This window comes from Cupriavidus sp. GW823-FHT07A04, assembly GCF_058794615.1.
The window spans coordinates 1-25,470 of record NZ_JBXAHA010000015.1 but is presented as its reverse complement, the minus strand read 5'-3'; the positions used below and the strand labels follow the sequence as shown (position 1 = coordinate 25,470).

29 protein-coding genes and 1 pseudogene are annotated in these 25,470 nt (G+C 64.2%); 2 read left to right on the top strand and 28 right to left on the bottom strand.

What is annotated here, in order from left to right; translation table 11 throughout:
* The first annotated feature begins 299 nt into the window (after window positions 1–299).
* Window positions 300–863 (top strand): tetratricopeptide repeat protein, encoded by a 564-nt coding sequence (locus AC1Q7Q_RS25010; RefSeq protein WP_492376078.1) that lies wholly within the window; start codon window positions 300–302, stop codon window positions 861–863.
* Between the two features lie 42 nt (window positions 864–905).
* Window positions 906–1,310, top strand: coding sequence for a hypothetical protein (locus tag AC1Q7Q_RS25005; RefSeq protein ID WP_492376077.1), 405 nt, complete (start codon window positions 906–908; stop codon window positions 1,308–1,310).
* Here AC1Q7Q_RS25005 and AC1Q7Q_RS25000 read toward each other — a convergent pair.
* From AC1Q7Q_RS25000 to AC1Q7Q_RS24865, 28 genes and pseudogenes are all read right to left on the bottom strand, one after another.
* Window positions 1,307–2,506: a tetratricopeptide repeat protein gene (locus AC1Q7Q_RS25000; RefSeq protein WP_492376076.1), complete on the bottom strand. Its 1,200-nt coding sequence runs from the start codon at window positions 2,504–2,506 to the stop codon at window positions 1,307–1,309. The two genes, AC1Q7Q_RS25005 and AC1Q7Q_RS25000, sit on opposite strands and share 4 nt — an antisense overlap.
* Before the next feature lie 26 nt (window positions 2,507–2,532).
* A complete protein-coding gene (locus AC1Q7Q_RS24995; protein WP_492376075.1) occupies window positions 2,533–3,345 on the bottom strand; it encodes a sigma-70 family RNA polymerase sigma factor in 813 nt (270 codons plus the stop codon).
* A gap of 10 nt (window positions 3,346–3,355) precedes the next feature.
* The gene (fliP, locus tag AC1Q7Q_RS24990) at window positions 3,356–4,315 is read right to left on the bottom strand and encodes a flagellar type III secretion system pore protein FliP (protein ID WP_492376074.1); all 960 of its coding nucleotides are present in this window, start codon (window positions 4,313–4,315) and stop codon (window positions 3,356–3,358) included.
* A complete protein-coding gene (locus AC1Q7Q_RS24985) occupies window positions 4,312–4,632 on the bottom strand; it encodes a hypothetical protein (RefSeq protein WP_492376073.1) in 321 nt (106 codons plus the stop codon). The genes fliP and AC1Q7Q_RS24985 overlap by 4 nt, the downstream gene beginning before the upstream one ends.
* 205 nt (window positions 4,633–4,837) lie before the next feature.
* Complete coding sequence (locus AC1Q7Q_RS24980; protein ID WP_492376072.1) at window positions 4,838–5,227, bottom strand: FliM/FliN family flagellar motor switch protein; 390 nt, start codon at window positions 5,225–5,227, stop codon at window positions 4,838–4,840.
* A 1-nt stretch (window position 5,228) separates the two neighbouring features.
* The gene (locus tag AC1Q7Q_RS24975; RefSeq protein WP_492376071.1) at window positions 5,229–6,107 is read right to left on the bottom strand and encodes a hypothetical protein; all 879 of its coding nucleotides are present in this window, start codon (window positions 6,105–6,107) and stop codon (window positions 5,229–5,231) included.
* A complete protein-coding gene (locus AC1Q7Q_RS24970) occupies window positions 6,104–7,294 on the bottom strand; it encodes a flagellar hook protein FlgE (protein WP_492376070.1) in 1,191 nt (396 codons plus the stop codon). Before AC1Q7Q_RS24970 ends, AC1Q7Q_RS24975 begins: the two co-directional genes overlap by 4 nt.
* A 27-nt stretch (window positions 7,295–7,321) precedes the next feature.
* A complete protein-coding gene (locus AC1Q7Q_RS24965; RefSeq protein ID WP_492376069.1) occupies window positions 7,322–7,717 on the bottom strand; it encodes a flagellar hook assembly protein FlgD in 396 nt (131 codons plus the stop codon).
* Entirely contained in the window at window positions 7,701–8,489 is a 789-nt protein-coding gene (locus tag AC1Q7Q_RS24960) for a hypothetical protein (RefSeq protein WP_492376068.1), read from the bottom strand. Before AC1Q7Q_RS24960 ends, AC1Q7Q_RS24965 begins: the two co-directional genes overlap by 17 nt.
* Window positions 8,486–8,971, bottom strand: a complete 486-nt coding sequence (locus AC1Q7Q_RS24955) for a hypothetical protein (RefSeq protein WP_492376067.1) — start codon at window positions 8,969–8,971, stop codon at window positions 8,486–8,488. Before AC1Q7Q_RS24955 ends, AC1Q7Q_RS24960 begins: the two co-directional genes overlap by 4 nt.
* Window positions 8,964–10,466: a FliI/YscN family ATPase gene (locus tag AC1Q7Q_RS24950; RefSeq protein ID WP_492376066.1), complete on the bottom strand. Its 1,503-nt coding sequence runs from the start codon at window positions 10,464–10,466 to the stop codon at window positions 8,964–8,966. Before AC1Q7Q_RS24950 ends, AC1Q7Q_RS24955 begins: the two co-directional genes overlap by 8 nt.
* Window positions 10,463–11,275 carry a FliH/SctL family protein gene (locus tag AC1Q7Q_RS24945; RefSeq protein ID WP_492376065.1) on the bottom strand — a complete coding sequence of 271 codons (813 nt, stop codon included), beginning with the start codon at window positions 11,273–11,275 and terminating at the stop codon, window positions 10,463–10,465. The genes AC1Q7Q_RS24950 and AC1Q7Q_RS24945 overlap by 4 nt, the downstream gene beginning before the upstream one ends.
* Window positions 11,272–11,916, bottom strand: a complete 645-nt coding sequence (locus tag AC1Q7Q_RS24940) for a hypothetical protein (protein ID WP_492376064.1) — start codon at window positions 11,914–11,916, stop codon at window positions 11,272–11,274. The genes AC1Q7Q_RS24945 and AC1Q7Q_RS24940 overlap by 4 nt, the downstream gene beginning before the upstream one ends.
* Before the next feature lie 8 nt (window positions 11,917–11,924).
* Window positions 11,925–13,361 (bottom strand): flagellar basal-body MS-ring/collar protein FliF, encoded by a 1,437-nt coding sequence (gene fliF, locus AC1Q7Q_RS24935; RefSeq protein ID WP_492376063.1) that lies wholly within the window; start codon window positions 13,359–13,361, stop codon window positions 11,925–11,927.
* 45 nt (window positions 13,362–13,406) lie between these two features.
* Window positions 13,407–13,748 (bottom strand): flagellar hook-basal body complex protein FliE, encoded by a 342-nt coding sequence (fliE, locus tag AC1Q7Q_RS24930; RefSeq protein WP_492376062.1) that lies wholly within the window; start codon window positions 13,746–13,748, stop codon window positions 13,407–13,409.
* Window positions 13,745–14,200, bottom strand: coding sequence for a flagellar basal body rod protein FlgC (gene flgC, locus AC1Q7Q_RS24925; RefSeq protein WP_492376061.1), 456 nt, complete (start codon window positions 14,198–14,200; stop codon window positions 13,745–13,747). The genes fliE and flgC overlap by 4 nt, the downstream gene beginning before the upstream one ends.
* 7 nt (window positions 14,201–14,207) lie before the next feature.
* On the bottom strand, window positions 14,208–14,594 hold the full coding sequence (locus AC1Q7Q_RS24920; protein WP_492376060.1) for a flagellar basal body rod protein FlgB: 387 nt from the start codon (window positions 14,592–14,594) through the stop codon (window positions 14,208–14,210).
* A gap of 63 nt (window positions 14,595–14,657) precedes the next feature.
* Complete coding sequence (locus tag AC1Q7Q_RS24915) at window positions 14,658–15,815, bottom strand: flagellar basal body P-ring protein FlgI (RefSeq protein WP_492376059.1); 1,158 nt, start codon at window positions 15,813–15,815, stop codon at window positions 14,658–14,660.
* On the bottom strand, window positions 15,815–16,399 hold the full coding sequence (locus AC1Q7Q_RS24910) for a flagellar basal body L-ring protein FlgH (RefSeq protein WP_492376058.1): 585 nt from the start codon (window positions 16,397–16,399) through the stop codon (window positions 15,815–15,817). Before AC1Q7Q_RS24910 ends, AC1Q7Q_RS24915 begins: the two co-directional genes overlap by 1 nt.
* A gap of 32 nt (window positions 16,400–16,431) precedes the next feature.
* The gene (gene flgA / locus AC1Q7Q_RS24905) at window positions 16,432–17,415 is read right to left on the bottom strand and encodes a flagellar basal body P-ring formation chaperone FlgA (protein WP_492376057.1); all 984 of its coding nucleotides are present in this window, start codon (window positions 17,413–17,415) and stop codon (window positions 16,432–16,434) included.
* Between the two features lie 2 nt (window positions 17,416–17,417).
* Window positions 17,418–18,212: a flagellar basal-body rod protein FlgG gene (gene flgG, locus AC1Q7Q_RS24900; protein WP_492376056.1), complete on the bottom strand. Its 795-nt coding sequence runs from the start codon at window positions 18,210–18,212 to the stop codon at window positions 17,418–17,420.
* A gap of 49 nt (window positions 18,213–18,261) precedes the next feature.
* A complete protein-coding gene (locus AC1Q7Q_RS24895; protein ID WP_492376055.1) occupies window positions 18,262–19,035 on the bottom strand; it encodes a flagellar hook-basal body protein in 774 nt (257 codons plus the stop codon).
* Between the two features lie 18 nt (window positions 19,036–19,053).
* Window positions 19,054–21,105, bottom strand: coding sequence for a flagellar biosynthesis protein FlhA (locus tag AC1Q7Q_RS24890; protein WP_492376079.1), 2,052 nt, complete (start codon window positions 21,103–21,105; stop codon window positions 19,054–19,056).
* Window positions 21,105–22,202, bottom strand: coding sequence for an EscU/YscU/HrcU family type III secretion system export apparatus switch protein (locus AC1Q7Q_RS24885; protein WP_492376054.1), 1,098 nt, complete (start codon window positions 22,200–22,202; stop codon window positions 21,105–21,107). The genes AC1Q7Q_RS24890 and AC1Q7Q_RS24885 overlap by 1 nt, the downstream gene beginning before the upstream one ends.
* Window positions 22,202–22,981, bottom strand: coding sequence for a flagellar biosynthetic protein FliR (gene fliR, locus AC1Q7Q_RS24880; protein WP_492376053.1), 780 nt, complete (start codon window positions 22,979–22,981; stop codon window positions 22,202–22,204). The genes AC1Q7Q_RS24885 and fliR overlap by 1 nt, the downstream gene beginning before the upstream one ends.
* A gap of 12 nt (window positions 22,982–22,993) precedes the next feature.
* Window positions 22,994–23,260 (bottom strand): flagellar biosynthetic protein FliQ, encoded by a 267-nt coding sequence (locus AC1Q7Q_RS24875; protein WP_492376052.1) that lies wholly within the window; start codon window positions 23,258–23,260, stop codon window positions 22,994–22,996.
* A 138-nt stretch (window positions 23,261–23,398) separates the two neighbouring features.
* A pseudogene (locus AC1Q7Q_RS24870) lies at window positions 23,399–24,017 on the bottom strand (transposase); the annotation flags it as partial.
* Between the two features lie 783 nt (window positions 24,018–24,800).
* Window positions 24,801–25,205, bottom strand: a complete 405-nt coding sequence (locus AC1Q7Q_RS24865; RefSeq protein WP_492376051.1) for a hypothetical protein — start codon at window positions 25,203–25,205, stop codon at window positions 24,801–24,803.
* Window positions 25,206–25,470: the final 265 nt, after the last annotated feature.

Sequence of the window (25,470 nt, the reverse complement as noted above, 5' to 3'; positions counted from 1 at the left end):
TCGCGCAGCAACAACGACCGGTCCTCGTACGAGTACATCCACGGATCGAGCGAACGGTTTAGCAGACGGGTGCGGCGAGGAGCCGTATGAAAGGGGAATTGGGGAAGCGGGAAGGGGCGGCAGAGCCCTGCGGGCGGGGCATACCGGGCAATGACTAAACGAATCGGAAAATGCGGGGATATACTCTGTGCGGCTCTGGATGCAGGTGCCGTTGGGTAGCGCTCCCTGCCGCGACCCGGACATCCATCCATGCCTGACCAGGAATTTCAGACTTGCAAACCTCAGATCCCGATGCGCTGATGCGCGAAGCGATGGCCGCGAGCCAGCGCAATGACAGCGAGACCGCCCTGGCCCTGTTCGCCCAAGTGATCGAACAGGCGCCCCACGCCGCCGCTCCGTACTTGCTGACGGCTGGCGAGCTGGCGCAGATGGGCCGCTACGATCAGGCCGAAACGGCGTACGCGCGCGCCATCCTGCTCGATCCAAATCTGCATATCGCGCGTTATCAACTCGGCCTGCTGCAGTTCACTTCGCAAAAAGTGCCGCTGGCAATGCTGACATGGCAACCGCTGACGGCGCTGGGCGAGCAGCATCCGCTCAGCCTGATCGTGCGGGGGTTCGCCGAGCTCGCCCAAGACAACATGTCCGAGGCCGCCGGCCTGTTCCACGCGGGCATGGCAGCCAATAAGGACAATGAGCCGCTTAACCGGGACATCGCCATGGTGCTGCAACGCATGGCCGACGTCGTCGGCAGCGACAAACCTGCCACCGCGCCGGACGCGCAGGAGCCAGCGAAGCCGGAAGCCATGTCAGCCGCGCACGTGCTGCTGTCGAACTACCGCAACGACGGTCCGCTTCAGTGACGCACTTGGTGACGTATTCAGTGACGTATTCCTTGAAGAGTCATGACGCAGATTGATGGCCCGAGCCGCCTGGCGGCCATGATCCGCACGCAGGTCGCCACATTGGGCCTGTCGGCGCGCCGCGCCGAGCCAGGGACTGCGCGCAAGAATGGACCCAGGAATTCCACCGCGCAGGGATCGGGCAATGAGACCGACCTAGCGTCGGTCATCGCGCGCCGCGTGGGAGCAATTGATCCCGACGACCCGGAGCGGCCGCGCAAGGCCTTCCGTGTGTTCCTGGAATCAGTGCTACTCGCGGAGTTTGGCGAGTCGCTGATGAACGACGCCCGCTTCTTCCAGCTGGTGGACGATGTCCAGCAGCAAATGGAGTCTGAACCGGAGATCGCGGCGGCTATCCGCGAAACCAGCCGCCTGCTCACGCAGGCGACCACGCCACCGTCAAATTAGAGCTGCCCGCCGGAAGCGTCGGTATCGACCGGTCCGGTGTTGATGATGCCCGGCGGCAGCCAATCGGTGATCACGCCGCCGGCAGGGGCCGCGCGACGGCCAAGCAGCCTCGTCGCAAGCCGCTGGATACTCTGCGCGTCCCGCACTTCCCCACTCATGATCGCCTTGGCGTATTGGGCCGCGAGACTGGTCTTGTCCAGGCCGGTGGCGCGGGCGATGGCGTCGTCCGCCTCCTCCTTCCTGCCGAGGTAGGCATAGGCCACCGCCAAACCCCCGTGGCTCTCGCCAAAATTCCGATCCAGTTCAATGGCGCGCTCGAAGGCATTGGCCGCCGCGGTGAACTGGCGCTCGAGAATGCTTGTCCAGCCCAATCCGTTCCAGGTACCGACGTGCTCCGGCATGAAGCGGATCGCCTGGTGGAAATCGTAGCTCGCCTTCTGCAGCTTTTGTTCAAGGAGATCGACGAAGCCCAGCGCTGACCAGGTACGACCGTCTTCTGGATGAACCATCAGCGCACGCCCCAGCGTGGCCCGTGCCTTGTCCGCTTCGAACTTTGCCAGTTCGATGGTCCCGCGCGACACTAGCGCCTCGAGCAATTCGCCGTTTGCCTGCAAGGCCGTATCGGCCCAGCCTTGTGCCAGTTCGAGATGACCGAGATCCACCGCAGCAAGGCTGGCCACGCCAGCGCCATCGGGCGTCAGCGCTCCGCTCGCCTGCCGCGTGCGGGCCCATTCGACAGCGCCTTCCAGATCGCCGGCATGGTGCAGCGTGCGCAGCCACAGCATCTGCATGGCCGCCGGGATCGTTTGGGCTTCAGCAGTCTCCAGCATTGGCGCCAGGATCTCCCGCGCCCGGGCAAAGTTCCCTTCCCGGAAGGCGACAAAGGCGAGATCGTGGACAACGGCGTCACGCGCCTCGGGCGTCAGGTCTGGCGCCGCAAGAAGCGCTTCCAGACGGCTGCGGGCCTCGGCCCACTGGCGCGTGGCCATGTCCAGCCTGCTTTCGCGGAACGCCCAGATATGGCCGCTCGCGCCCAAAGCCACCGCGTGACGCAGGTGAAAACGCGCACGGTCCCATTCGCCAGCGCTGAACGCGGCGTTATAGGCATCCTCAAGCAACGTTACATTGTTGGGGTCCTGGAGCAAGTAGTGCTCCAGACGTCCGAGGCGCGCAGCCGCGGCTTCATCGATTGCCATCGTTCATTCCCTGTTCTGGCGCCGCGTTACCACGCGACGTCGGATTGATTATGCGCCCGCAGCGATTGCCGCAGCTTGTCGAGCGCCTGCCGGTGAATCTGGGCCACGCGGCCCTTGGTCACGCCTAGCGTGCGCCCCACTTCCTCGAAACTGATTTCCTGCAGGTAATGAGAACGGATCACCGTCTGTTCCTGCGCGGTCAGCGTGCCAATGAAATGCCGCAGGCGTTGCTGGAGCTGCTTATACTCAAGGCTGCCATAGTAATGAGGCAGCGGGGTGGTTTCCAGCGCATCGGCTTCGACGAGCCCGGTCCCTTCGAGCAGGAAGGTTAGCGCGATCCCGATCCCCACCTCGGCGAGATAGCGGAACGGCGCCTGCTTCGACGCCTTGCTGCCCTCCTCCGCGGCGAGCTCTTCTTCTTTGGCCTTGGCCGCAGCCTTCACTTCCTTGAGGCGTTCCTGGCGCAAGCGCATGCGCAGCGCTATCTGCTGCTGCTTTTCTGTCAGGTGCTCCAGCCCGTTCAGGATCGCCCCATGCATCCGGCGCGATGCGAAGGTCTTGAACTGCGCGCCACGTCCGTCTTCATAGCGGTCGAGCGACTCGACCATGCCAACGGTGGCGAACTGCAGGTACTCGTCGAACTCGATCTCGTCGTGGGTCCGTCTGGCGTAGTACGTCGCCGCCACCATCCGCGCATAGGGCAGGTAATGGCAGATCAGGGCCTCGCGCCCGGACGGAGTCGGGTTTTCGCGCCACGCGCGCCACAGCGCCGCCTCGTCGCTTTGCGCGGGGCTGGCGCTGCCGGAGTCGTCGGGGCGGGATCCCGTTGGCATCGTCATCGCCATCGGCTCAATGGAAAGAGCCCACGAGCGCCTTGAGCAGCACGCTCCAGCCGTCGATGAGGATAAACATGAGGATCTTCAGCGGGAGGGCGATCGTCAGAGGCGGCATCATCATCATGCCGAGCGCCATCAGGATGCTCGAGACGATGAGATCGATCAGCAGGAACGGCAGGAACACGACAAAGCCGATCTGGAACGCCGCACGAAGCTCGGACAGCATGAACGCCGGGATCAGCTGGACATTGCTGATGTCGTCCATGGTTTCCGGCTTCTTCGTCTTCGACAGCTCCACCATCAGGCCCAGGTCCTGCTCGCGCGTCTGCCTGACCATGAATTCGCGCATCGGCGTGCTAGCTCGTGTGTAGGCGGCCTCCATGCCAATCTGACCACTCATGAAGGGCTGGAGCGCGCCGGTGTTGACTTTATCGAGGACCGGCGCCATCGTGAACAGCGTGAGGAACAGCGCCAGGCCGATCAGCGCGGTATTGGGCGGCGTTTCTGGCATGCCGATGGCATGGCGCAGCATCGACAGGACAATGATGATGCGCAGGAATGCCGTCAGACAGACCAGCATCGCCGGGAGCACGGCCAGGACGGTGAGTCCGATGACCGCCCGCAACGCGAACGTCGTCTCATTGGGCGAAACCCGGATCTCCGGCGATAACTTGCGTCCTGCGACCTGGTGCGAGACACCGGCCGACGCTACGCTGCGCACGGTCCGCGCCGCGGGGGCGGCGGTCGGTATGGGCGCGGCCGGCATGTCACCGCCAGCGGTATTTGTGTCGGGCCGGGATGCCGTCTCGAGTGGAAGCCTGAGAGAATCCTGCCCTGCGGCGGCGCCTGCCTCCCGTACTGTGAGCGCAGCTTCTGATGCTTCTGCTGCCGAGGCAAGCCATGGCGCACCTACAGCGACAACCACGGCCGCGGAGAGCATCCAGCCTTTGAGGGTTTCGAACCGGAACTTCATCGCGTCGTCGCCTCCCCAGCCGCAGCTGAGGCGCCTGGCGCAGCGCCGGGACAGACCTGCAGCACAGTGACACCACCGGCGGCATTGGCGGCCACGAGCAGACGACCGCCCTCCCAGTCGACGGTATGCAGCTTGACGGCCGCATTCAAGGGCGTCCCCCCCGAAACGTCGATACTGCTTCCGGGCTTGCGCGCGCCCTGGGACATGCCGAAGAAGCGGCGCACCCGTGGCGCGACACGGCCTCGATTCGCCGCCCAGATCACGGCTACCAAAGCCACGACCAGGAGCAAGATCGACACGCCGGCGGCACCGGACATGACGTCCTCTTCTTGCTTGAACGGAAGTGGCGCCGGGCTGGATGCCGGCGTTGATGTGAACGTGGACGCGGGTGCCGACGCCGAGTCGGCCCCGGTCACGGGCACAACGGCACGCGCGGACGCGGCCCCGCCCGCAATCCCGATGGTCGCGAGAAGAGGTAGGCGCGGTAGGCGCGAGCGCGAGCGGATACTCGACTGCGGCATATCAGAGGCTCAGGGGTGCAGGCAGTTCGGTCAGGCGAACGGCGAAGCTGTCGCCGACGGCGACGAGGATGCCCCTGGCGACGACTTTGCCGTCCAGACGAATGTCGACGGCCTGGTCCACCTCGCGGTCGAGGCTAAGCACGTGGCCTTCCTTCGCACCCATGAGTTCACCTACCGTGATGCTGACCTCGCCGACGTAAACTTCAAGTCGTGTTTTGACCGCAAGCAGTGGGTTGGTCGACTTGAGCACCGAGGTACCCAATTCAGGCGCCGATTCATTCAGCGCTTCGTATGACAGCGGCTCTGCCTGGGCGATCTCGGCAGATGACGTGGGAGGAGCGGCGGTATCGCCGGCGACAGTCGCGCCTACGAGGTTGTGTTGAGTTTGCATTTCAGTGATGAGGCGAGGATTGACGCTCTGGTGCGGCGAGAAGCTCGATGGCCTTCGCACCGCGCAGGGCACCGAGATAGGCCTGACTGACGGCAGCGCCCGCGGTTCCGTCGTTGCGCCGGATGGCGAGGTTGAGTGGCTTGGTCAAGGCATGAGGAATCGTGACAGTGTCGCCGGCGCGCAGCGCGAGCAGCGAGCCGAGATCCAGTTCGATCGCGGACAGGGTGACGGCGAGGTCCAGCGGCTGGCGGCAGAGCGCCTGCGCGAGAGGGACCAGCGGCGTCACGGCGCGGGGCGGCTTCTGCCCCGCCGCTTTCAGCGCGCCGCCAACCAGGTCGTTCACGATGCCGGGCTCGAGATGGAGAACAAGTTCAGCTTCAGAGGCGGCCTGCAGACGAAGGATGGCAATTACGGCACCGGACCACGGCTTGCGCTGAGTCTCCGGATAGGCAAATCCCGGCTCGACGCCAGCGTCGGCATCCGCAGGTTGCGGCCGCATCGCCTGCAGGGAGGCAGCCAACGCGAGCCATGCCGTTGTGGCAACATCGTTGGCAATGGAGTCTTCCGCACCATGCGTGTGAGTATCTTCATGGCCGAACAAGGCCCGCCGGAGCGCCTTGGGGGGCGAACTCGCGCATCCTGTCCAGATGCCTGTACCACCGGACTCCGATCCGGGAACAGCTGTCCACTCCAGCGGGTCGGACAAACCCGCTTCGGAGGCGTTGCTCAGCGTTTGCACGGTGAAAGCCAGGCCCCAGGCGCCGCCGAATTCGGCCAGAACGGCCTCGAGGCGCCGTCCCAACTCCGAGAGCGCGGTGTTTCCCCACCACTTGAGCGCGCGCGGTCCCGGAGCAATCATGTGCGCCAGAACCGCCTTCATTTGCCGCTCTTCATGGAGAACAGCTGTTCAATCATGTCGTTCGCGGTGGTAATGACCTGCGACGACGCCTGGTAACCGCGTTGCATGATGACTAGGTCGCTGAACTCTCCGGACAGATTGACGTTGGATATCTCGACCGAGTTCGCCTTGATCGAACCAAATGCACGGGAGTTCGCCACGCCGATGTGCCACAGCGCATCGTTAGTGGACTTGAACAGGTTGCCACCGGCGGATTCCACGGCGTCGGCGGAGTCGAAAGTGGCCAGCAGGAGTTGGTCACCCTTGCGCGTCTCGCCGTTCGAATAGCTCAGCACGAGAAAGCCGTCTTTATCGAAGGTTTCCTTCGTAAGCGAGCCAGCCGCGAAGCCGTCCTGGCCGGAGGCAGCGATCGTGGACAGGTTCCCCGATGCGAACGAGGTCACGTCCTTGCTGAAGTCCAGCGTCACGTCCATCGGCGTCTGGCCGGGTGGCGAGTAGGTAAACTGGACCGTGCTGGTGCTCGGGTCCGGCTTTCCGTCCTTGAACAGCAGCGAACCCGTGCCAATCGACGTCGTGCCGTCGAGCACCGAGACCTTCCAGCTGCCCGGCGTCGTCGCCGAACCGTTGTTGAGCTTCAGCGACAGCGTGTGCTGGACGCCGGCCGCATCGTAGACGTTAATGTTGTTGACTGTCTGGTCCGTGGCCGTGCTGGAAAGATTGCCGGTCAATTTCACGGTCTTGGTCGCAACGGCCGGGCTGGTCCGGTATCCATCGAGCGAGACGATGCCGACATTGCCGTTGGCATCCATGCCAAACACTGGCATGCCACCCGTGCGCGTCACGAGCAGGCCGGCGTCGTTGAACTCGAATTGCCCGGCGCGCGTGTAACGGACGCTGCCGTCCGGCGTGCGCACCATGAACATGCCGATCCCGTCCACGCCTACGTCGAGATCGTTATTGGTCTGGCGCAATTCCCCCGCATTGAAGTTCAGCGTGGTGCCATAGGTATTCAGGCCGAAGCCGTGCCCCTGCACACCACCGTTTGCACCCGGTTCCGATTGCCCGTCCGTGTAGATCAGGTCGCCAAACTGCAACGTCGAGCTCTTGAAGCCCGGTGTGTTCATGTTGGCGGTGTTGTTGGCGATGGTCTTCAGGCCCTGCGAAAAGCCCAGCAGCCCAGTCATGCCGATATAGATCGAATCAAGCATCTCGTTCGTCCTGGTGGCTCGTCAATGTCAGTGAATGGAGCTGATCTGCGACACGCTGATCCCGGACAGCGTCGCTCCGCCCGAGGTGGTGACGGTCAACGTCGGCGAGCCGCCGGCGAACGACAGCGACGAGACCGTGCCGGTTGCCGTGCCGGACGAGGTCGAGATGTCCACGGTCTTACCGATCAGGCCGACCGACTGGAGCGAGGACTGGCTGGTCAGCATCGTGTCCAGTTTGGTGTTGATCTGCTGGGTCTGCTCCAACGAAGTGAACTGGGCGATCTGGGCCATGAACTCCTGGTTGTCCATGGGTTTCAGCGGATCCTGGTAGGTCAGCTGGGTCAGCAGGATCTTCATGAAATCCTGCAGGCCAATGCTGTTGGTCTGCAGGCCGGTGCTGCTCACGCTATCGGTCGATGCCATCGTGCACTCCTTCCAAATGTTGATTCCATGCGGTACGTGCTGCCACTCCATAGGCCCCGGCGCTTGTGCCGGTCCAGAGCTTTCCGTTCCATGTCACGCTAGCCAGGGCCGTGCGGTTCTCGCCCAGCCTGCGCCTGACCTCGTCCACCGCCTGAGCCACCTGCTCCTGCGTAGCGGCTTGCGCGCCAATCCACAGATGCCCGCCGTCCTCGTGCAGTTCGAGGTGCACACGCATGGGCGTACCTCCCTCGGGCTGCTCGCCGGCGGTGGCGATTGCGCCCCCGGCCGATGCCAAGGCGTGGCTTCCAGCTGCGGTGCCGGGCTCGGTGGCCGAAGCGATCGCGAGCGGGTGCGACATCTCCGATATCACGGTGGGGATGTCACCCGGCAGGTTCATTCCATAGGCAAGTGCCCCGGCAACGTTTGCAGGTGCGGAGCGCTCCAGTGCCAGCGCAAGCGTCGGACTCGGCCAAGTCGTCGGTGCCACACCCGCCTCCGCCGTGGCATCGGCGCGGCGCATGTTCCGTGCCGCAGGCGTCGTGGCGTCGCTGGTTGCTATCGCTTGCGACGCCGTCGGCCTCGATCCGCCAAAGCTCGTTGCCCCATGAAACCAATCGCTGCTCTGTGCGCGCTCCATCTCGCGCTGCCAGGTCGACCCGTGAGCGTTCTCGTTCCCGGCGCCGCGCGGTGTGTCGGTGCCCGCCCGCTGGTTGAGCTCGGCGCTACGTTCGTCGACAGCGCGGGGACGGGTCAGGCCGGTTGGATCGATCATTGCCCGCCCTCCGGCATCGACGATACGGCGCTGGCGTCGCGCCACGCGTGGCGGGATAGCCAGGACTCGTCGTCCGCCGAACGCTGCCGCTTCGCCCGCGCCTCCGCGAACTCGCGTCGGCTCACGTCCTTGTGTTGTCGCAATGACTCGACCGCACGATGCGCTTCGGCCACCGCATCCTGCGCTCGTGCGCGGTCGGCGGCTGCGGCGGTAACTTCCCGCTCTCCGGTCTTGAGCTTCACGCTGGCCTGACCCAGATACCGCAATGCCGCCGCGCGCCTGACCACGTCGACCGCCATGCCATCGCCGGCGGACGCCGCCTCTACGGCGATGGCGTAGTCGGCCGCGAGTTCCTCCTGACGGGCACGCAACCGCGCTAGCGCGGCACTAGCCTGCGCCAGCTCGCGCGAGCACTCGTCCTGGCGCCAACTCGCACGCGTAAGGACGGCTTCCAGTTCGTATCGAAATCCGCGGCTATCCATGTAGAGCTCTTCCCGGATTGGCTCGCTGCGGCACATCCGAACGCATGGCAGGTGGACGTGCGTCCGGCGCCGATGCTGGTGCCGGCGCCGGTCCCGGGGTCAGTGCCGGCGTCGATGTCTTTGCCTGTGCAGGAGCTTGGGCCTGGCTGTGGGGCGGAACCACGGGCTGCGCTAGTTCCGGGGCGGTGTTGAAAACCTGGCGCAGCTCGCCAAGCGCGCCGGACCGCGGCGCCCCGCCCTCGCTCTGGCCCAAATACGCCCGCAACGCTGGCGCCTGCCGCATGGCCGCATCCAGATCGGGATTGCTCCCGGCCTCGTAGGCGCCAATGTCCACCAGCTGGCGGTTGCGCTCGAGAATCGCGAGTGCCTTGATGGCCTGGGATGCCAGCGCGCGCGTCGGCGCATCAACCAGTTCCGTCATCAGGCGGCTGGCGCTCTGGAGAACGTCGATCGCCGGATATTGACCTTGGTGGGCGAGCGTGCGTGACAGCACAATGTGGCCATCGAGCGTTGCGCGCAGGCAATCGGCGATCGGCTCGTTCATGTCGTCGCCTTCGACCAGCACTGTGAGCAATGCCGTGATGCTGCCTCCACTTGGCGCGGTGCCGCAGCGCTCGCAGAGCTGCGGCAGTTCGGCGAAGACCGAGGGCGTGTACCCGCGCGCGGTCGGCGGTTCGCCGGCGGCCAGTCCGATTTCGCGGCGAGCCATGGCCAGGCGCGTGACCGAATCCATGGTCAGCAGCACCTGGCGCCCGCCATCCCTGAAATGCTCAGCGATGGCCACGGCGGCGTAGGCGGCATTCAGTCGCGCCAGCGCTGGCTGGTCAGACGTGGCGACCACGACTACCGAGCGCCGTAGCCCTTCCTCGCCCAGTTGCTCCTCAATGAACTCGCGCACCTCGCGGCCACGTTCCCCGATCAGGGCGATGACGTTGATGTCAGCCCTGACGTGGCGGGCGATCATGCCGAGCAACGTGCTCTTGCCGACACCGCTGCCTGCGAAGATGCCGACGCGCTGGCCCTGGCCGAGCGTGAGCAGCGTGTCGATGCTGCGCACGCCGGTTTCGAGCACCTGGTCGATGCGCGGGCGTTCCATCGGATTGATCGGACGTCCCTGTAGCGGCCGGTAGGATGTGCACGCCGGCCGCGGACGTCCATCGAGCGCCTCGCCAAAGCCGTCGATGACGCGCCCCAGCAGGGCATCGCCCACGCCGATACTAGCGACGCGTCCTGTCGCCACGACCTTGCTGCCGGCGCCCATTCCCATCGCCGAGGCGTAGGGCATCAGGGTCACCGCGCCCGGCCGCACGCCGACGACCTCGGCCAGGACGGGGGCAGAGGCGTCACGCGGTTCGATCGTGCAGATCTCGCCAATGACTGCGTCCGGGCCTTCCGCTTCGATGGCCAGCCCGGACAGCAGGCGCACGGTGCCGGTGCGTTCGAGCAACGCGGCGTCGGCGGTTGCCCGCTGGAGTTCGGCGAACAGACGGCTCACGATGGCGTGCCCTCCGAGCCGTGGGCCCGTTGCATCGCTCCGCTGGCGGCGACGGTCTCGCGCCAGGCGGCGCCGAGCCTTTTCAGTTGGGATTCGAGGCGCGCGTCGAAGGTACCGGAGGCGGTGTCTACCAGGCACCCGCCAATCTGCACACTATCGTCGGCCAGCCAGGAGAATCCCGCAAAACCGGAGAATCCGGACTGCGCCGCGTCGAGTGACTGCATCGTGGCGAGGTCGCCCGGGTGGAGCCGCACGCGCAGCACCGGCCCGCTGCGCACGGCCGCGAGCGCGGTGCGGACCACCGCACGGATGGCATCGGCGGACGGCGCGGCCTCGGCCACGATCCGGCATACCGCGTCGAACGCGATGGAAACCGCCTGCTCCTCGAGGCCACGCACGCCATCCTCCAGCTTGCGCTGCAATTGCTCAAGAATGCGCCGCGTGAAGGCCGCGTGCTCTTCCAGTGCCTGCTTGATCTGGGCGCGCTCGGCCTCCCGAGCCTGCTCGACTTCGGCCTTGGCCCTCTCGGTGGCCTGGCGGACTGCCTCGGCAACCCGTTCCGCGGCAGCGGCGGACCCGTCCTTGAGGCCACGCTCGAATCCGGTCGCGTAACCGCGTGTCTCGCCCTCCGCGGTGTCGACGGCCACGGCAGCCGCCACTGCGCCGACAGGGCTGCCAATTGTTCCCGGCTCTGCCGCCTTGTGTGGCGACATGATTGCGGGTGCCATGGCCGGACGTCGGCCCATCGTCCGGGGACGCTCGCCCAGCACGCTATCCTTCAGCACGATCGATCGCTGCGGCTTGCTCATAGCGCGGCCCCGCGTGCGACCTTGCGAAAAAGCCAGCCGGTGACCCGGCGACACATCCCTTCGCGCTTCGGCGCTTGCCCGGCCAGCGGCCTCGGCACGGCCTGCGAGCGATGTTGCTCGGCCTTGTGCAACAGTGCTGCCAGGATGGCCTCGTCGCGCAGGACGCCGGACGCTCGCGAAGCGGACCGCGTCGACAATTCATCGGCGATGCGACGCGCCTGCCGCGGCTCGAGCTTGCCGAGGAACGCTGCCTTCCACGGCCAAGGCGAGATTGCCAGAACGCTCGCGATCAATGCCACCGACTCGCGGCGCAATACGTGCGACACCACTTCCGGTGCCAGCGCCGACACCTTTGCGACAGTCGCGCGACTGCCCCGCCCGGCTTGCGAGCCGACCGGGCCCGATGCTTCAAATCCTCCCGCGGTCCTGCCGGCAGCTTCCTGGCGCATCAGATCGAGCAACCCGCGATCGGCGGGCACGCCAAGCCGAGTCAGGTCATCGAGCAGCGCGGTCAGCTGGTCGCGGTCGGCGACGGGCAGTTCGGCGAGTATCCAGTCGCGGTCGTCGCGCGCCATGGCGTGCAGCGCCAATGCTGCCCGCCGTTCGTTGGCCTGCGCCAGGCCGGATTCGTCGAGATCCATTGCGCCGTTCATGGCTGATCATCCTTCGGTCGCTCGCGTGCCCCATGCAGCCACTTCTCGACCTGTTCGAGCATCGCCGCGCGCTCTGCATCGCTGAGTGAGGACACTGAGGCGGCGCGCGTACTCCTAACCCTGGCGACCGTCCAACCGATCACGGCGAAGAGCAGCGCCGCGGCGGCCAGTCCCAAGGTCTGCGCGGTCGTCAACGGACCTGGCTTGCCGATGTCGGCGCGGACCGGACGTGCATCGGGCACTGCGGGAGCATCCGGGATGGTGTCCGCCTTTGGCGTCATAGAAGCCACGCCATAGGCATTGGTGGTCTGCACAACGACTACGTCGCCGCGCTCGGGTACTACGCCAGTGGCGGTCGCTAGCAGTGTCTTCACCTGTTCGACCTGGTCTGCCGACAGGGAGCGTTTGACGATGGCCAGGACTTGCAGGCGCTTGATGGCGCCGGGTTGGCCGATTACCTGTTCGACACGTTTGCCTACCTGATACTCGACCTCGCGCTGGGTGCTGCCCCCATTGCCATCGCGCACACCGAGCGGTACCCCGCCGTCCTGCGTGGTCTCGCGCTCGCGCACCACCACGCCGGTCATGGCGTGGCTACCGCGACCTGGGGTACCGACCACATCCTCAGTGGTGATTCGCACGACGTCCATGTTGAGCGTGACGTCGACACTGGCGACGGCCTGTCCTTCGCCGAAGGTGCGCGCCAGGACGTCCATCACCTTGTGGGTCAGCGCGGTCTCGGTATCGTGCTTCATGTCGAGGCGCGAGCCGCCGTCCGCGCCGGTCTCGGATTGCGCAGAATGGGTCAGCGCCACGCCTTGCTCGTTCAGGATCGTCACGTCCTGGCTTACGAGTCCCGGGATCGATGCCGCGACGAGGCGCTGGATGCCGGTGGTCTGGTCGCGCGTGAGGGCTTTGCCGTCTTTCAGGGCAAGCGTGACCGATGCCTTTGCTTTGTTCTCGGCGCGCTTGAACAGCCCGTCCTCCGGCAGCGCGATATGCACGCGGGCGGACTTCACGTCGGAGATCGACATGATGGTACGGGTCAGCTCGCCTTGCAGGGCGCGCTGATAGTTGACTTTCTGCGCGAATTCCGTCATCCCGAAGTCGCCGCCGTTGAACAGTTCGAAGCCGACCCCGCCGTGCAGAGGCAGTTCCTTGCCCATCAGCTTGAGCCGGGTCTTGTGCACCAGATCGGCATCGGTGACGATGGTCGCGCCATCGTCGGCAAGACGGTACGGCACCTTCATGCGGTCGAGTTCCGCCGTCATGACGGCAGCGTCCTGCGGCGACAGACCGTTGAACAGCACCTGCTCGTCGGCCCGCAGCATATAGATGCCGGCGAACACCGTGGCACCCACGATCACCGCCGCGCCCAATACGAGCGTGACCCGGCGCATGGCCGACAGGCCATCCCAGAAATCCTTCAGCACGTTGTCCCTTTGTTCGTTCGTTTCATCTCGCTACCGCCAGCCGGTCTACACCTGCATCCGCATGACGTCCTGGTAGGACTCGAGCATGCGGCTGCGGATCTGCATCATCAGTTGGAAGTTGATCCTGCTTTCTTCGAGCCGGATCATGACCTGGTGCAGGTTCTGCACGTTGCCCACAGCAAGGTTCTGCAGGTCCTGCTGGCTGCCGAGCAGCGACTGGTTGACCTGTTCCAGCCCTGAACTCACCATGCCGCCGAACGAGACGCTGCCTGCGGCCGATGCCTGCGACACTGCCGCATTGGCATTGGCGGCGGCACCGACGGCGTCCGGCGAAATGAAGGATGCCACAGCGCTTGCGGCGATCTCTGCTACTGCGGGGATGATCACGAGTTGCCTCCGATTTCCAATGCCTTCATCGCCATCGCGCGGGACATGTTCATCGCCGCGACGTTGGCCTCGTATGCCCTCGTTGCCGACAGCATGGTCATCATTTCCGTGGCGGTATCGACGCCGGGATACGTGACGAAGCCGCGTGTATCGGCATAGGGATGGCCGGGCTCATAGACTCGGCGAGCCGGGGTACCCGTATTTTCCAGCCATACACCGGGCGCGCTCAGGCCGCGGTTGATCATGCCGGTGAAGCTGTCGTTGTTCGCCGAAGCCATCGACATCGGCACCGAAGCGCGCGCATAGGGCACGACGCGCATCGGCTGGTAGGCCGTTCCACCGGCGCCGACCACGGCGTTGGCATTGGCGAGATTGAGCGTGGAGATGTCGACCCGCATGCGCTCCAGGCTCATGCCGGCCGCGCTCACCGCAAAAGATTGCTGATAGTCCATGGTTCCCTTAACGCTTGCCGTCAGAGACGGCGGTGGACAGGATGGAGAGGTGCTTGCCGACGGCGGTCGCCAGCGCCTGGTAGTGCAACGCATTTCCGGACATCGCCGCCACTTCCTGATCGGGCTTGACCGACGACTCGACGGCGCCGGTGACATCCAACGCGGGCCGCAGCGACATGCGCACCGCGAACAGCGAGGCGGGGTCCCCGGTGCGCGTGTTGTTCGCGCCGCGCATGCCTTCGTTGAGCTGGGCCGCGAAGGCGAGCCGCATCGGCACGTAGCCGGGCGTGTTCACATTGGCGATGTTCGCCGCAATGACGCGCTGCTGGAGCGATGCGGCGTCGAGCGCCAGCGACAGTGCCGCCGTGGTGGTCCCTTCTATCCCTGCAATCATGGCCTGCCCTCTCTTGTTGATATCGCGTATGCGCCCGAGTCTGGTCTCGCGCGAGTAAACCTTTTATTGAACAACCAGTTCCGCCCGCAGGGCGCCGGCTGCCTTTACCGCGCGCAGGATGGAGATGATGTCCCGCGTGTTCGTCTTCATCTGGGCGAGCGCCTGCACCAGATCGGCCACCGTGTTGTTGTTGGCCGCTACGAACGCGGATGAATTCCGCTCTTCCACGTCCACGCGGGAATTCGACACGATGGCGGTACGCACGCCGGGCCCGACCTGTCCGACGAACATCGGCTGGGACGCGGTGTTCTCGGTGACGATTGAGATCTTCAGGTCGCCGTGGGAGATCGCGACCTTGGCGATCCGCACATCGCCACCGGTGACCACCGTGCCTGTCCGTTCGTTGATGACGACCTTGGCGCGCCGGTCGGGTTCCACCGACACATTCTCGATTCGCGAAAAAAACTGAACCTGGCGCGTGCGCGACGATTCGGGAATGTTGATCTCGATGCCGGTGGCATCGCGAGCCTCGGCGATGGGCATGCCGAGTTGCGTGTTGATGGCATTCGCGACGCGGCTTGCCGTGGTGTAGTCCGGTTCGGCCAGCACGAAGACGATGTTCTGTCTGGCGTCCACCATGTTGGCGTTCACGCCAACTTCCACGGTGGCGCCGGACGGCACCGATCCGACCGTCGGGTGGTTCTTTTGCACTACATTGCCGTTGGCGTCGTAACGATAGCCACCGACTGAGAGCGGTCCCTGGGCCAAGGCGTAGACGCGGCCGTTGGGAGCATTCAGCGGGGTCAGCAGCAGCGTGCCGCCCACGAGGCTGCGGGCGTCACCGGCCGAAGTCACGGTGACGTCGATGGTATCCCCTTCGCGCGCGAATGTCGGCAGCGAGGCGGTGACCATGACCACTGCCACGTTACGGCTCTGTACCTGTTCGGGTGCGACGGTCAGCTTGAACTGCGAGAATACGTTGGCCAGCGCCTGCCGCGTGGTGCGGTTGGTCGGGGCGTCGCCGGTGCCGGCGAGGCCGGTCACGATACCGTAGCCGACCAGGGCGTTCTCGCGCCAGCCCTTGAGTTTGCCGAGGTCCTTGACACGCACCGCCGGGTCCTCTACGGCGCGTGCGGAAATCGCAGCCATGGCAAGGCAAAGCATGGCGGTCATGGTCAGGGTACGGATGGTCTGAAGGATAGATCCCTGAAGTCTTCGCATCACAGCCCCAGCCAGTCGAGCGCCTTGCGCCACCAGGCGCGCGCCTGGCGTTCGCTCAGGTCGCCCGCGCCTACATAGGTGATATGCGCATCGGCGATCCGGGTCGAGAGAACGATATTGCCGTCCGAGATGTCAAGCGGCCGGACCCGCCCTTCGAGGTTGATGCGTTGTTGCTCGCCGTTGATGTCGAGCAGTTGCTCGCCGGCGACCCGCAGATCGCCATTAGGCAGCACCTCGCGGATGCGCACGGTCAGCAGTGCTAGAACCTTGCCGGTCCGGCTGGTGCGGCCACCGCCATCGAAATCGCCGGACACGTTCAGGTTGGCACTGAACGGCGGCGTACGCGTAACCGAGAGGTTGCCGCCGACGTCGTTCTTGCGCCGCGTTGCCGTGTCGGCGTTCGCCGCCGCCGAGGAGTTCTCGTAGACCTGCACGGTGATGACGTCATCGACGCGGAAGGCCTTGTTGTCGGCAGTGAGTGGGCGGAACTGCTCGGCGGAGTAGAGGCTTTCGGCGCATGCGCCGCCGACTAACGCCAGGCAGAGCAGCGCTTGCACCACGCGCAACTGCAGATGAAGGGACATGGTTACCAATTGCATCGCGTTCTTAATAGCCTTCACTGGGAGAGCTCCACAAGCCCCGCGCCGACGACGCGAGCGAGAAGCGTTTCCTTGGAGGCAGGGACGCTGACACGGACACGGCCGCCAGGCCAGCCGTCCTGCAGCACTTCGGCGCGCGCCTCCAGCGCGATGGCGCCGGAGCGGCTACGCAGCGTGACCGTCTGGCCCTTGAGCACCGCCGGCGCCGCCTCGACTGCCGCCTGCATCAACGCGGTGTCGGTCAGAACACCGCGCCGCGTGCGTAACCCTTCGGTCAGGTCTTGCACGGGGGAACCGGTCAGGCCGGCAACGTTGATCTCGCGGCGCTCGAACGCGGCGGCGTGGAGCATTTCCCCGGCGCGGACATCGCGTCGGGCCACCCATGCCTGCTGGTAGACCGTCACGTCGAACGGGACCGCGACGGTCCGCACGAAGTCCCCACCCACCCAGACATCGAGCCACATCACCATGCGCCGTCCCGGCAACTGGTTCTCCGGCAAGTCGCGCACGCGCAACTCCACGTCGCCCGCCGGCACGACAAGGCTCCCGATGTCCTGACTCGTCGCTACGGTGAAGCGCTCGTATCGGGCATGCAACCACTCCTCGAGAGAGCGCTTTGCCGCGCCCGCCAGGCGATCGCCCAGCAACGATTGCATGGCACGCTCGATCCGGATGCGAGGCGCGCCCTCCCATTCGACGGCCGTTTCGGGCAACTTGAGCCGGACCTGGACGAAGCGGGAAATGGTGCGAGCGTCGAGCACGGTGGCTTCACCCGGTCGCGGTGCGGGCCCGATCGGGAGTGCCATCAGCTGGCGCAAAGTGGAAAGGTCGCGGGATCTGAGCTTGGCGATATCGCCAAGGCGTACGTCGGCACGCCGGACCTGGACATGCTCGGGGAGCGCCACGTGGGCGCCCGGCTCCGCCGCGCTGGCGGCCGAAGCGGCCACCAATGCAGGGAGGAGGATGGCCTGGCGCCACCGGCTCGTATCTCGCGATCGCATGGTCATCGCCGCAAGTTGTTGATCATGCCGAGCATCTCGTCGGAGGCCTGGGCAATCTTGACGTTGGCTTCGTAGGCGCGCTGCGCGATCATCAGGCCGACCATCTCGTCGACCATCTTGACGTTGGAGGCTTCGACAAACCCTTGTTGCAGCTGCGACGTGCCATCGTCGCCGGCGCGCATGGCAATGGCCTCCCCGGAGTTCTCGTTGCTGCGATAGAGGTTGTCGCCCGCGGGCGTGAGGGAGCCAGGGGTCGGGAACTTGACCAGTTCGAGCTGGCCGACATCGGTCTGAGAGGACTGGCCGTTCTGCCGCACCAGCACGTGCCCGTCGGCCGCGATCACCATGTCCGTCGCGTTGTCGGGAATGGCGATCCCCGGCTTGAGCGCGTGGCCGGCCTGCGTGGACAGCATTCCGTCCGTGTTCACCTTGAGCGTTCCGCCGCGCGTGAATGCACGACTGCCGTCCGGCATCTGGACTTCCAGAAAACCCTGTCCCGCGATGGCGACGTCGTAGGGAGAATCAGTCTTCTTGAGATCCCCGACATCCATCACCCGGCCCATGTTGGCGATGCCCACGCCAAGCCCGACGCGCGACGTGGCCCCACTCAGGCCTGCGTTGGCGTCGGTGCCGACCGCCATCAGACGCCTGGTGTCCTGGGTCACCAGATCAGAGAAGCTGATCTTGCCCTTCTTGAATCCCGATGTGTTGACATTCGCCAGGTTGTTAGCGATGGTGTCCACGTTGGCCTGCTGCGCCTGCATGCCGGTCGCGGCGATATAAAGGGCATCTAGCATGATGTCTCTGCGTTGTTGATTGCTTGTGTCAGATCCGTTGGTGCGAGGCTTACGCCTCGCCAAGCTTGCGGATCGCGTTGCCGATCATCTCGTCGTATCCCTGCGTCATGCGCTGGACGGATTCGAAGTGGCGCATGGTCTCGATCAGTTCCCTCATTTCGGTGAGAGAACTGACGTTGCTGTTTTCGAGATAGCCTTGACGGACTACCGTCGCGCTGTCCGCGGCGATTTGCATGCCTTCGCCGGGCGCCCACAGCCCGTCGCCGAGTCGCGTCAAGGACTTGGCATTCTCGAAGCTCACCACTTTCAGCTGCGCGACGACATTGCCGCTCTCGCGGACAACGCCACTGCCGTCAATGGCGGGATTCGGCGTCGTCAGTATGATCTCGCCACCGCGACCCATGACCGGGTTGCCGCCGGCGGTGACCAGGCGACCACGGACGTCAACGTGAAATTCGCCCGCGCGGGTGTAGGCGGGCCCGGATTCGGTGCCGATTTCGAAGAACTCAGCGCCGGTCAGCGCGAGATCGAGGCTTCGGCCGGTGCTCTTGAACGTGCCTGGCCGCGTATCAGCGACCGTTGGCGTGGTCTGCGCGACGAGGCTGGCGCCGGTCGTCGATCGCGTCGGTGCGGACTGCGCCTGACCAGCGCCGAGGTAGGCGGCAAATGAGCCTGCGCCTGCCGCGCCGCCGATCGGCGGCAAGGCCCCGACTTCGCGGCGATAGCCCGGGGTCGACGCATTGGCCAGGTTCATAGCAATCCGGTCCAGCTTGGCCGAATCCGATTGCATGCCGATCAGTGCGACTGCGAGAGTTTGTTGCACGACTTCTCCAATTGGGTACTACAGCGCGACAACGCCAAACGATTTGAGCTCGATGGCATGCGGGACTTCGGTCATCGAGATCACCCGCAGATGCGGGAGAACACGGTCGGACAGGCTTCTGACGTGGCGCCGCAGTTCCGGCGAGCAGAGCACGACGGGGAGCAAATTGCTTTTCATCATCTTCTCGGCATGGAATACGAGCCGCTGGATGAACTGCTCGGCGAGGCGCGGATCGAGCGCCAGGTGGCCGGCGCTCTCACCCGACTGGAGCCCTTGCAGAAAACTGGCTTCCATCGCCGCGTCAAGCGTTAGCACCTGCAGTGCGCCAGCCTCTCCGACCAATGCCTGGCAGATCGCGGGGCCAAGGCGCTGGCGGACGACTTCCGTAAGCGCGAGCAGGTCCTTGATGCCCCGCCCCGCATCGGACAGCGTTTCGAGAATGGCCTCGATATGCCGGATGCTGACCTTCTCGCGTAACAAATGCTGAAGAACCTTTTGCACGTCACCGAGCGAGAGCACCGTGGGGATCAGTTCCTCGACAAGGCCCGGGTGGGTCTCGCGCACCCGGGCGAGCAAGCGCTCAGTGTCGGCACGCGTCAGCAGGATGGCGGACTCCCGCCGCAGGATCTCGGTGAGATGGGTCAAGAACACAGTTTGCCCGTCAACCAGCGTAAAGCGCGCCGCGGTTGCCGCCTCGCGCTGCTGCGATTCGATCCAGAGCGCCGGCAGTCCGTAGGTCGGGTCCTTGGTGATCTCGCCGGGGATGGCACGCGTGTCGCCGCTCGGGTGGATCGCCAGCAGACGATCCATGCGGACATCGGCTTTCGCGCGTACCACGCCATCGATATGGATTTCGTATTGATTGGGTCCCAGGCGGGTGCCTTCCCGGAAGCGGACCGACGGCAAGACGAGACCCTGCTCCTGCGCGTGCTGTTTGCGGAACAACGCGATGCGGTCGGTGAACAGCCCGCCATCCAGCTTGACTAACGGGAGCCATTCCGCGCCGACATGGACCTCGATCGGTGCCACAGCCAGCGCCGCGTATGAATCGCCCTCCGCGCTTGCACCCTCTTCCGCGACGGCGCTCTTGTCCGGCGCGGTCACGATTGCTTTCTGCCGGGACCGATTGGCGAAGAACGCAACTGTCAAAACGCAGACGAGCAGCGCCGATGCTGGGAGAGCCGGAATTCCGGGCAAGAGCATCAGACCGCCCAGCGCGACGCCGACCAGGACCAACGTCTTGGGGAACGACGTGATCTGGCGGAGCACTTCCTGGCTCAGGTTGGTGTCGGACGCGGACCGCGTCACGATGATGCCAGTGCCAACCGCGATGACCAGCGCCGGGACCTGCGTGACGATGCCGTCGCCGATCGTGAGCAACGTGTAGGTCTGCAGGGCCTGGTCCCAATGCATGCCGAGTTGCATTGTGCCGATGACCAGTCCACCGACAATGTTGATGAGCATGATGATGATGCCGGCGATGGCGTCGCCCTTGACGAACTTGCTTGCTCCGTCCATGGCACCGTAGAAGCCAGCCTCTTTCTCGAGGTTCTTGCGGCGGCGTTGCGCCTCTTCCTGGTCGATGAAGCCCATGTTCAGGTCCGCATCGATGCTCATCTGCTGGCCCGGCATGCTGTCAAGCGTGAAACGCGCGGCCACTTCCGAAACGCGCTGGGCGCCGCTCGTGACGACCACGTACTGCACAACAATCAGGATCAGGAAGACGATCAGGCCAATCACGTAGTTGCCGCCGACGACGTACGAGCCGATGGCCGCGATCACCCGCCCAGCGTCCGCGTCAGACAGGATGAGCCGCGTGGCGGCGACGTTGAGCGAGAGCCGGAAAAGCGTGGCGATCAGCAGCAGCGACGGGAATGTCGAAAATTCCACCGGCCGCGCCATGTAGAACGTGAGCAGCAGGATCAGGAATGCAAATGAGAAATTAGTGAGGATGAGAAAGTCCAGCATCCCGCGCGGGATCGGCGCGAACAGCACAATCAGGATGCCCAACACTAGGCCAACAAGGATAATGTCGCCCTGCAGTCCCAGCGTGCGGCGAAGGTCGTTCATCATTTGGCGACTCCTGTCGCGAGCGTGTCCGCCGCCCGACGCGAGCGTCGCATGGCGAGAACCCAGACCATGATGCGGGCCACCTCGGCATAGAGCGACGGCGGCACGTGCTGGCCGATTTCCAGCTGCTTGAACATGGCGCGGGCCAGCGGCCGGTTCTCCACGACCGGCACGTTGTTTTCCCGGCCGATGCGGCGGATCGCGAGCGCAAGGAAGCCGGCGCCCTTCGCGACGACGCGCGGAGACTCCATCTTTCCGTGCTCGTACTCGAGCGCGATCGCGAGATGGGTCGGGTTCGCGATGATCACGTCCGCGCCCGCGGCCTTCGACATCGTGGCGGACCGCTTCGTCATCTGCTGGCGAATTTCTCGCTGCCGCGCGCGAATGCGCGGATCGCCTTCTCGTTGCTTGTGCTCGTCCTTCACTTCACGCTTGCTCATACGCATGCGGGTGGCGAACTGGCGCCGCGAGAAGATCAGGTCGATCGCCGCGATGGCCGCGAGGATGAGCGCCACGTGAAATCCGATCGTGCCGATATCGGAGATCATCGTCTCGACGTAGCGACGGGGCGGCATGGCCGCCAGGTGATGAAACTGGGGTAGCAGGCCGGTCAGCGCCGACCAAAGCACCAGCGACAGCAGCGTGAGTTTCACCGTGGCACGGAATGCCTCGAACAGGGTGCGGATGGTAAACAGGCGCTTGAACCCTGACATCGGGTTGACGCGGTTCCAGTCAGGCTTCAGTGCCTTGGGCGCAAACACCGGGCCAGTCTGGAGGATGTTGGCGGCGCATGCGGCCAACATCACCGTAACCAGGAATGGCGTCAGCAGGTCGGCCATATGGCGCAAGGCCGTGGCGATCAACGGCCACATCAGCGCGGCGTCCTGCGCGAGCGCTGCTTGCTGGAGCAGCGCGAGATCGAAACGGAATTCGCCGAGGATGCCGCCGAGTCCGCGCGCGTTGAGATAGCTGACGGCCGTGACGAGCACGACCGTACCGGTCACCTCGACACTCTTGGCGACCTGGCCTTGTTCGCGAGCGCGCTGCAGCTTGTAGGCAGACGCGGATTCGCTCTTGTCGAAGTCTTCTTCAGCCATTACCGGAACAATGCCTCCCAACTGCGAAAGATCGACGCAAAAATGCGGCTGACGTGCTCACCGGCGCCCCCCAGCCAGGCCGCAAGTGCGCTCAGGCCTACCAGGACCTTGATCGGCATGCCGAGCACGAACATGTTCATTTGCGGGAGATTCCGGGCAATGAGGCCCAGACCGAGCTCGACCAGCATCAGGCAAGTCACGACAGGCGCGATTAGCGCGAATGCGAGTACGAATACTCCAGACAAGTGCCTGAGCATCACCGGGTAGCTATCTTGGAACTTCCACGGCATGCCCATCGGAAAATGCTCGAAGCTATAGGCCAGCGCCCGCAACACGGTGTGATGTCCCTCTACGGCGAAGAAGCAGAGCATCGCGAGCTGGGTCAGTGCGCCTGTCAGGAGCGGCATGTTCTGGTTCGTTGCCGGATCGAGCAACTGCCCCATGCCGAAGCCGATCTGGACATCCAGGACGCGACCGGCAACCGAGAACGTGGCGAATGCGAGGGTCACGCCCGCCGCCATCACCGCGCCGATAGAGAGTTCAACGAGGGCGGCGCTGATCAGGGGTCCGACCGCCACTGCACCACGATAGGCAGCAGCAGGCAACGCGCCCGTAAGCGCGGCCGACAGGCCGATCACGATCAGCACACGGACTGCGGGCGGCATGGAAATGCCGCTGAGAATCGGCGTCATGGCGAATACCATGCCAACGCGAATGCTCAGCAACAAGACGGAGACCGCCCACGGCCCAACCCATGCAGGGCTAGCCAGGGACGACATATGACGATGTGCTTAAAAGAGGCTTGGAATGCTCGACCACAACTGCGCCGAATAGCTTGTGAGCTTTCGGAGCATCCACGGTCCCAGAGCGATAAGAACGATGCCTGTGGCAATCAGCTTCGGGACAAACGTGAGAGACATTTCCTGTACCTGCGTCACTACCTGCAGCAGGCTGATTGTCAGTCCGACAACCATGATCACTGCGAGTATCGGCAGGCAAATGGAAATGCCCGTCCATAGCAGATTCGCCATCATCCGCAGCGCTAAATCCGCGTGCATATTGCCCCTTCCCTACTTATGTTTTGAATGCTCACGCTGGCATGGAGCGCCGTTCGCTTTAAACGGTTGATTGAGCCGGTACCAGGCTTTGTTGCATAAATCGAGCTTGAAGACAAAGAGGCTCCTGTGATCCGAAATTCAGGCGATGCGGACGGCCTGCGGACATGCGAGAGCCATCATGCGGTTAAGCACACCTACGCGGATCGCCACTTCTGTGACTTGCGAGCTGAAGCCGCGCCCACAGGCGATTGCCAGTGAACGTCTTGAGCCAGTACATCAGGTTCTCCACCAGCGAGCGGCGGTGGTAGCCGCAGCCCTTCTTCCATTCCCCTCGCCCATTTCGCGCAATGGCACCGATGGCCTCGTTGCGTCATCGCGCGCGGGGCGTTCTCTCAGACCAAGCCACAGCACCTTCCGCGCGGCCGAATCAATGGTTGTGGGTTGCGTGCTTCGATTCGATTGTGTACTGCCTGTCATACGCGCCGTCACCGCCTACGGTGTCAATCGGCACGTCTGCGGGGATCTGATCGAGAAGATCGGACGACGCGATTCGAATAGCCGTGTTTGCCCACGTTTCATTCGCCGTCGCCGTACAGCTTCACACCGGTGCTGTCCACCAGCAGGTGCATCAACTCTCTGCTGTACATGGCTGGCAACGTCACCGCGAGCGCCTGGGCGCGGCGGCTCAACGTCGTGCGGGTACTGGCAGTTCGGGGAATGCGAGCTTGCGCTGGCTGCACGCGAAGTCCTCGAGAGCCCCTGACTATTACGCGTAAACTTCAGCTAGCGCCGCCGAATTTTTGCCCCCCCCCAATACCACCATCCCCATCGTTTCCCAACGATGGCGCAGCGATGGCGCAGCGATGGCGCAGCGAAAGGTAGTGCTTGCGGCTCAATTCTAGGGCGACTGCTTACAAGACACAAGCGAAAATAGAATGTAGCATAAGTAGCACAAATAGCACTTATACCGTTCCTATGGTATGTACATTTTTGATGAATAAGCACTCGAAATTACAAAATACCGTCAATTTTTGGCTCACTTTTGCTAAAAACCAATGCATTCCAGACAATATTTGAATTGTATGCAGCATACGTGTGCAGTTGTTTACTTTACCGAATTGCATACTGCACTCGCTTTGAGAGCCCCTCTTCAGAGGGGGGAGGGGAAGTGGGCTGGACCGAACCAGGCCGATCCGACCTCTGCCCGACAAAAAAGCCTCGCTCGCCGCCAAATGATTAGGACCTGCTAAGGGATGGTGTCCCAAACCATTTCGGCGACGCCGAACTGGCGCTTGATGAAATGGGGGCTCCGCGTCGGCACGGATGTGCGCCTGACGCGTTTGAGCTCGTCGCGCTCCTAGCCTATTGAGGTGTCCTTAGCCAAAGCGCGGCGCTTGCCGGGACGCGGCGGGCATGTCGTCGCAAGTAGGCCTGTACTGCGCTCAGGCTGCGTTGACCCAGTTGATCAAGCTCGGATGCTGGGCCATGGCTTCCATCAGAACGGCAATCCAGTGGTTTCCGCCGTAGACAGCCTTGCGGTCTACGGCCCCGCCCTTGAAGGAACGTTCTGCCATCCGCCCCCCGCGTCCAGATGGACGCGGCAATCCGACAGTATCTCGGCGATCTCGTCGTTACCGCGTTCGTCATAGCGCGCGATCAGCTTGAGTCGCGTGAAGTGGGACACGATGAGCGGCCAAAGCGCGCTGGGCATCTCGACCGGCCGCTGCATCGAGAAGGTCGCCCACACGCCCCATAGCACAGTGTTCTCGTACAACTGTACCGACACGAACTGCAGGTCGGGCAACTGGTCGGAATAAGCGTGCAGGTATTGGCGAGTACCAGCCGCGGTCAGCCAGTCCGCGTCCTTGGTCGAGTTGCAGGTTGCGCAGCAGGGGACGAGGTTCAACGGACGGACGGCAAGCTCGGGAAACTTCACTGCGGGCATGTAGTGGTCAAACGTCCGGGGCAAGGTCGTGCCGCACATGGTAAGACATGCGCCGCAATGAGGTCCTCATTGCTTGCGGCCCGCCTTTTCTTGCCGTACTGGGCCAGCAGATAGGCTCGCGCGGACAGGCTTAGGCCGCTCGAGAAGCGCGCCATCACCTCTTCTGCGGATTCGTCGTCTGACTTGCACAAAAGCAAAACCCCCCAGTACTTTCGTACTGGGGGGTTTCAAGGGAGAGCCTGGCGATTACCTACTTTCACACGGG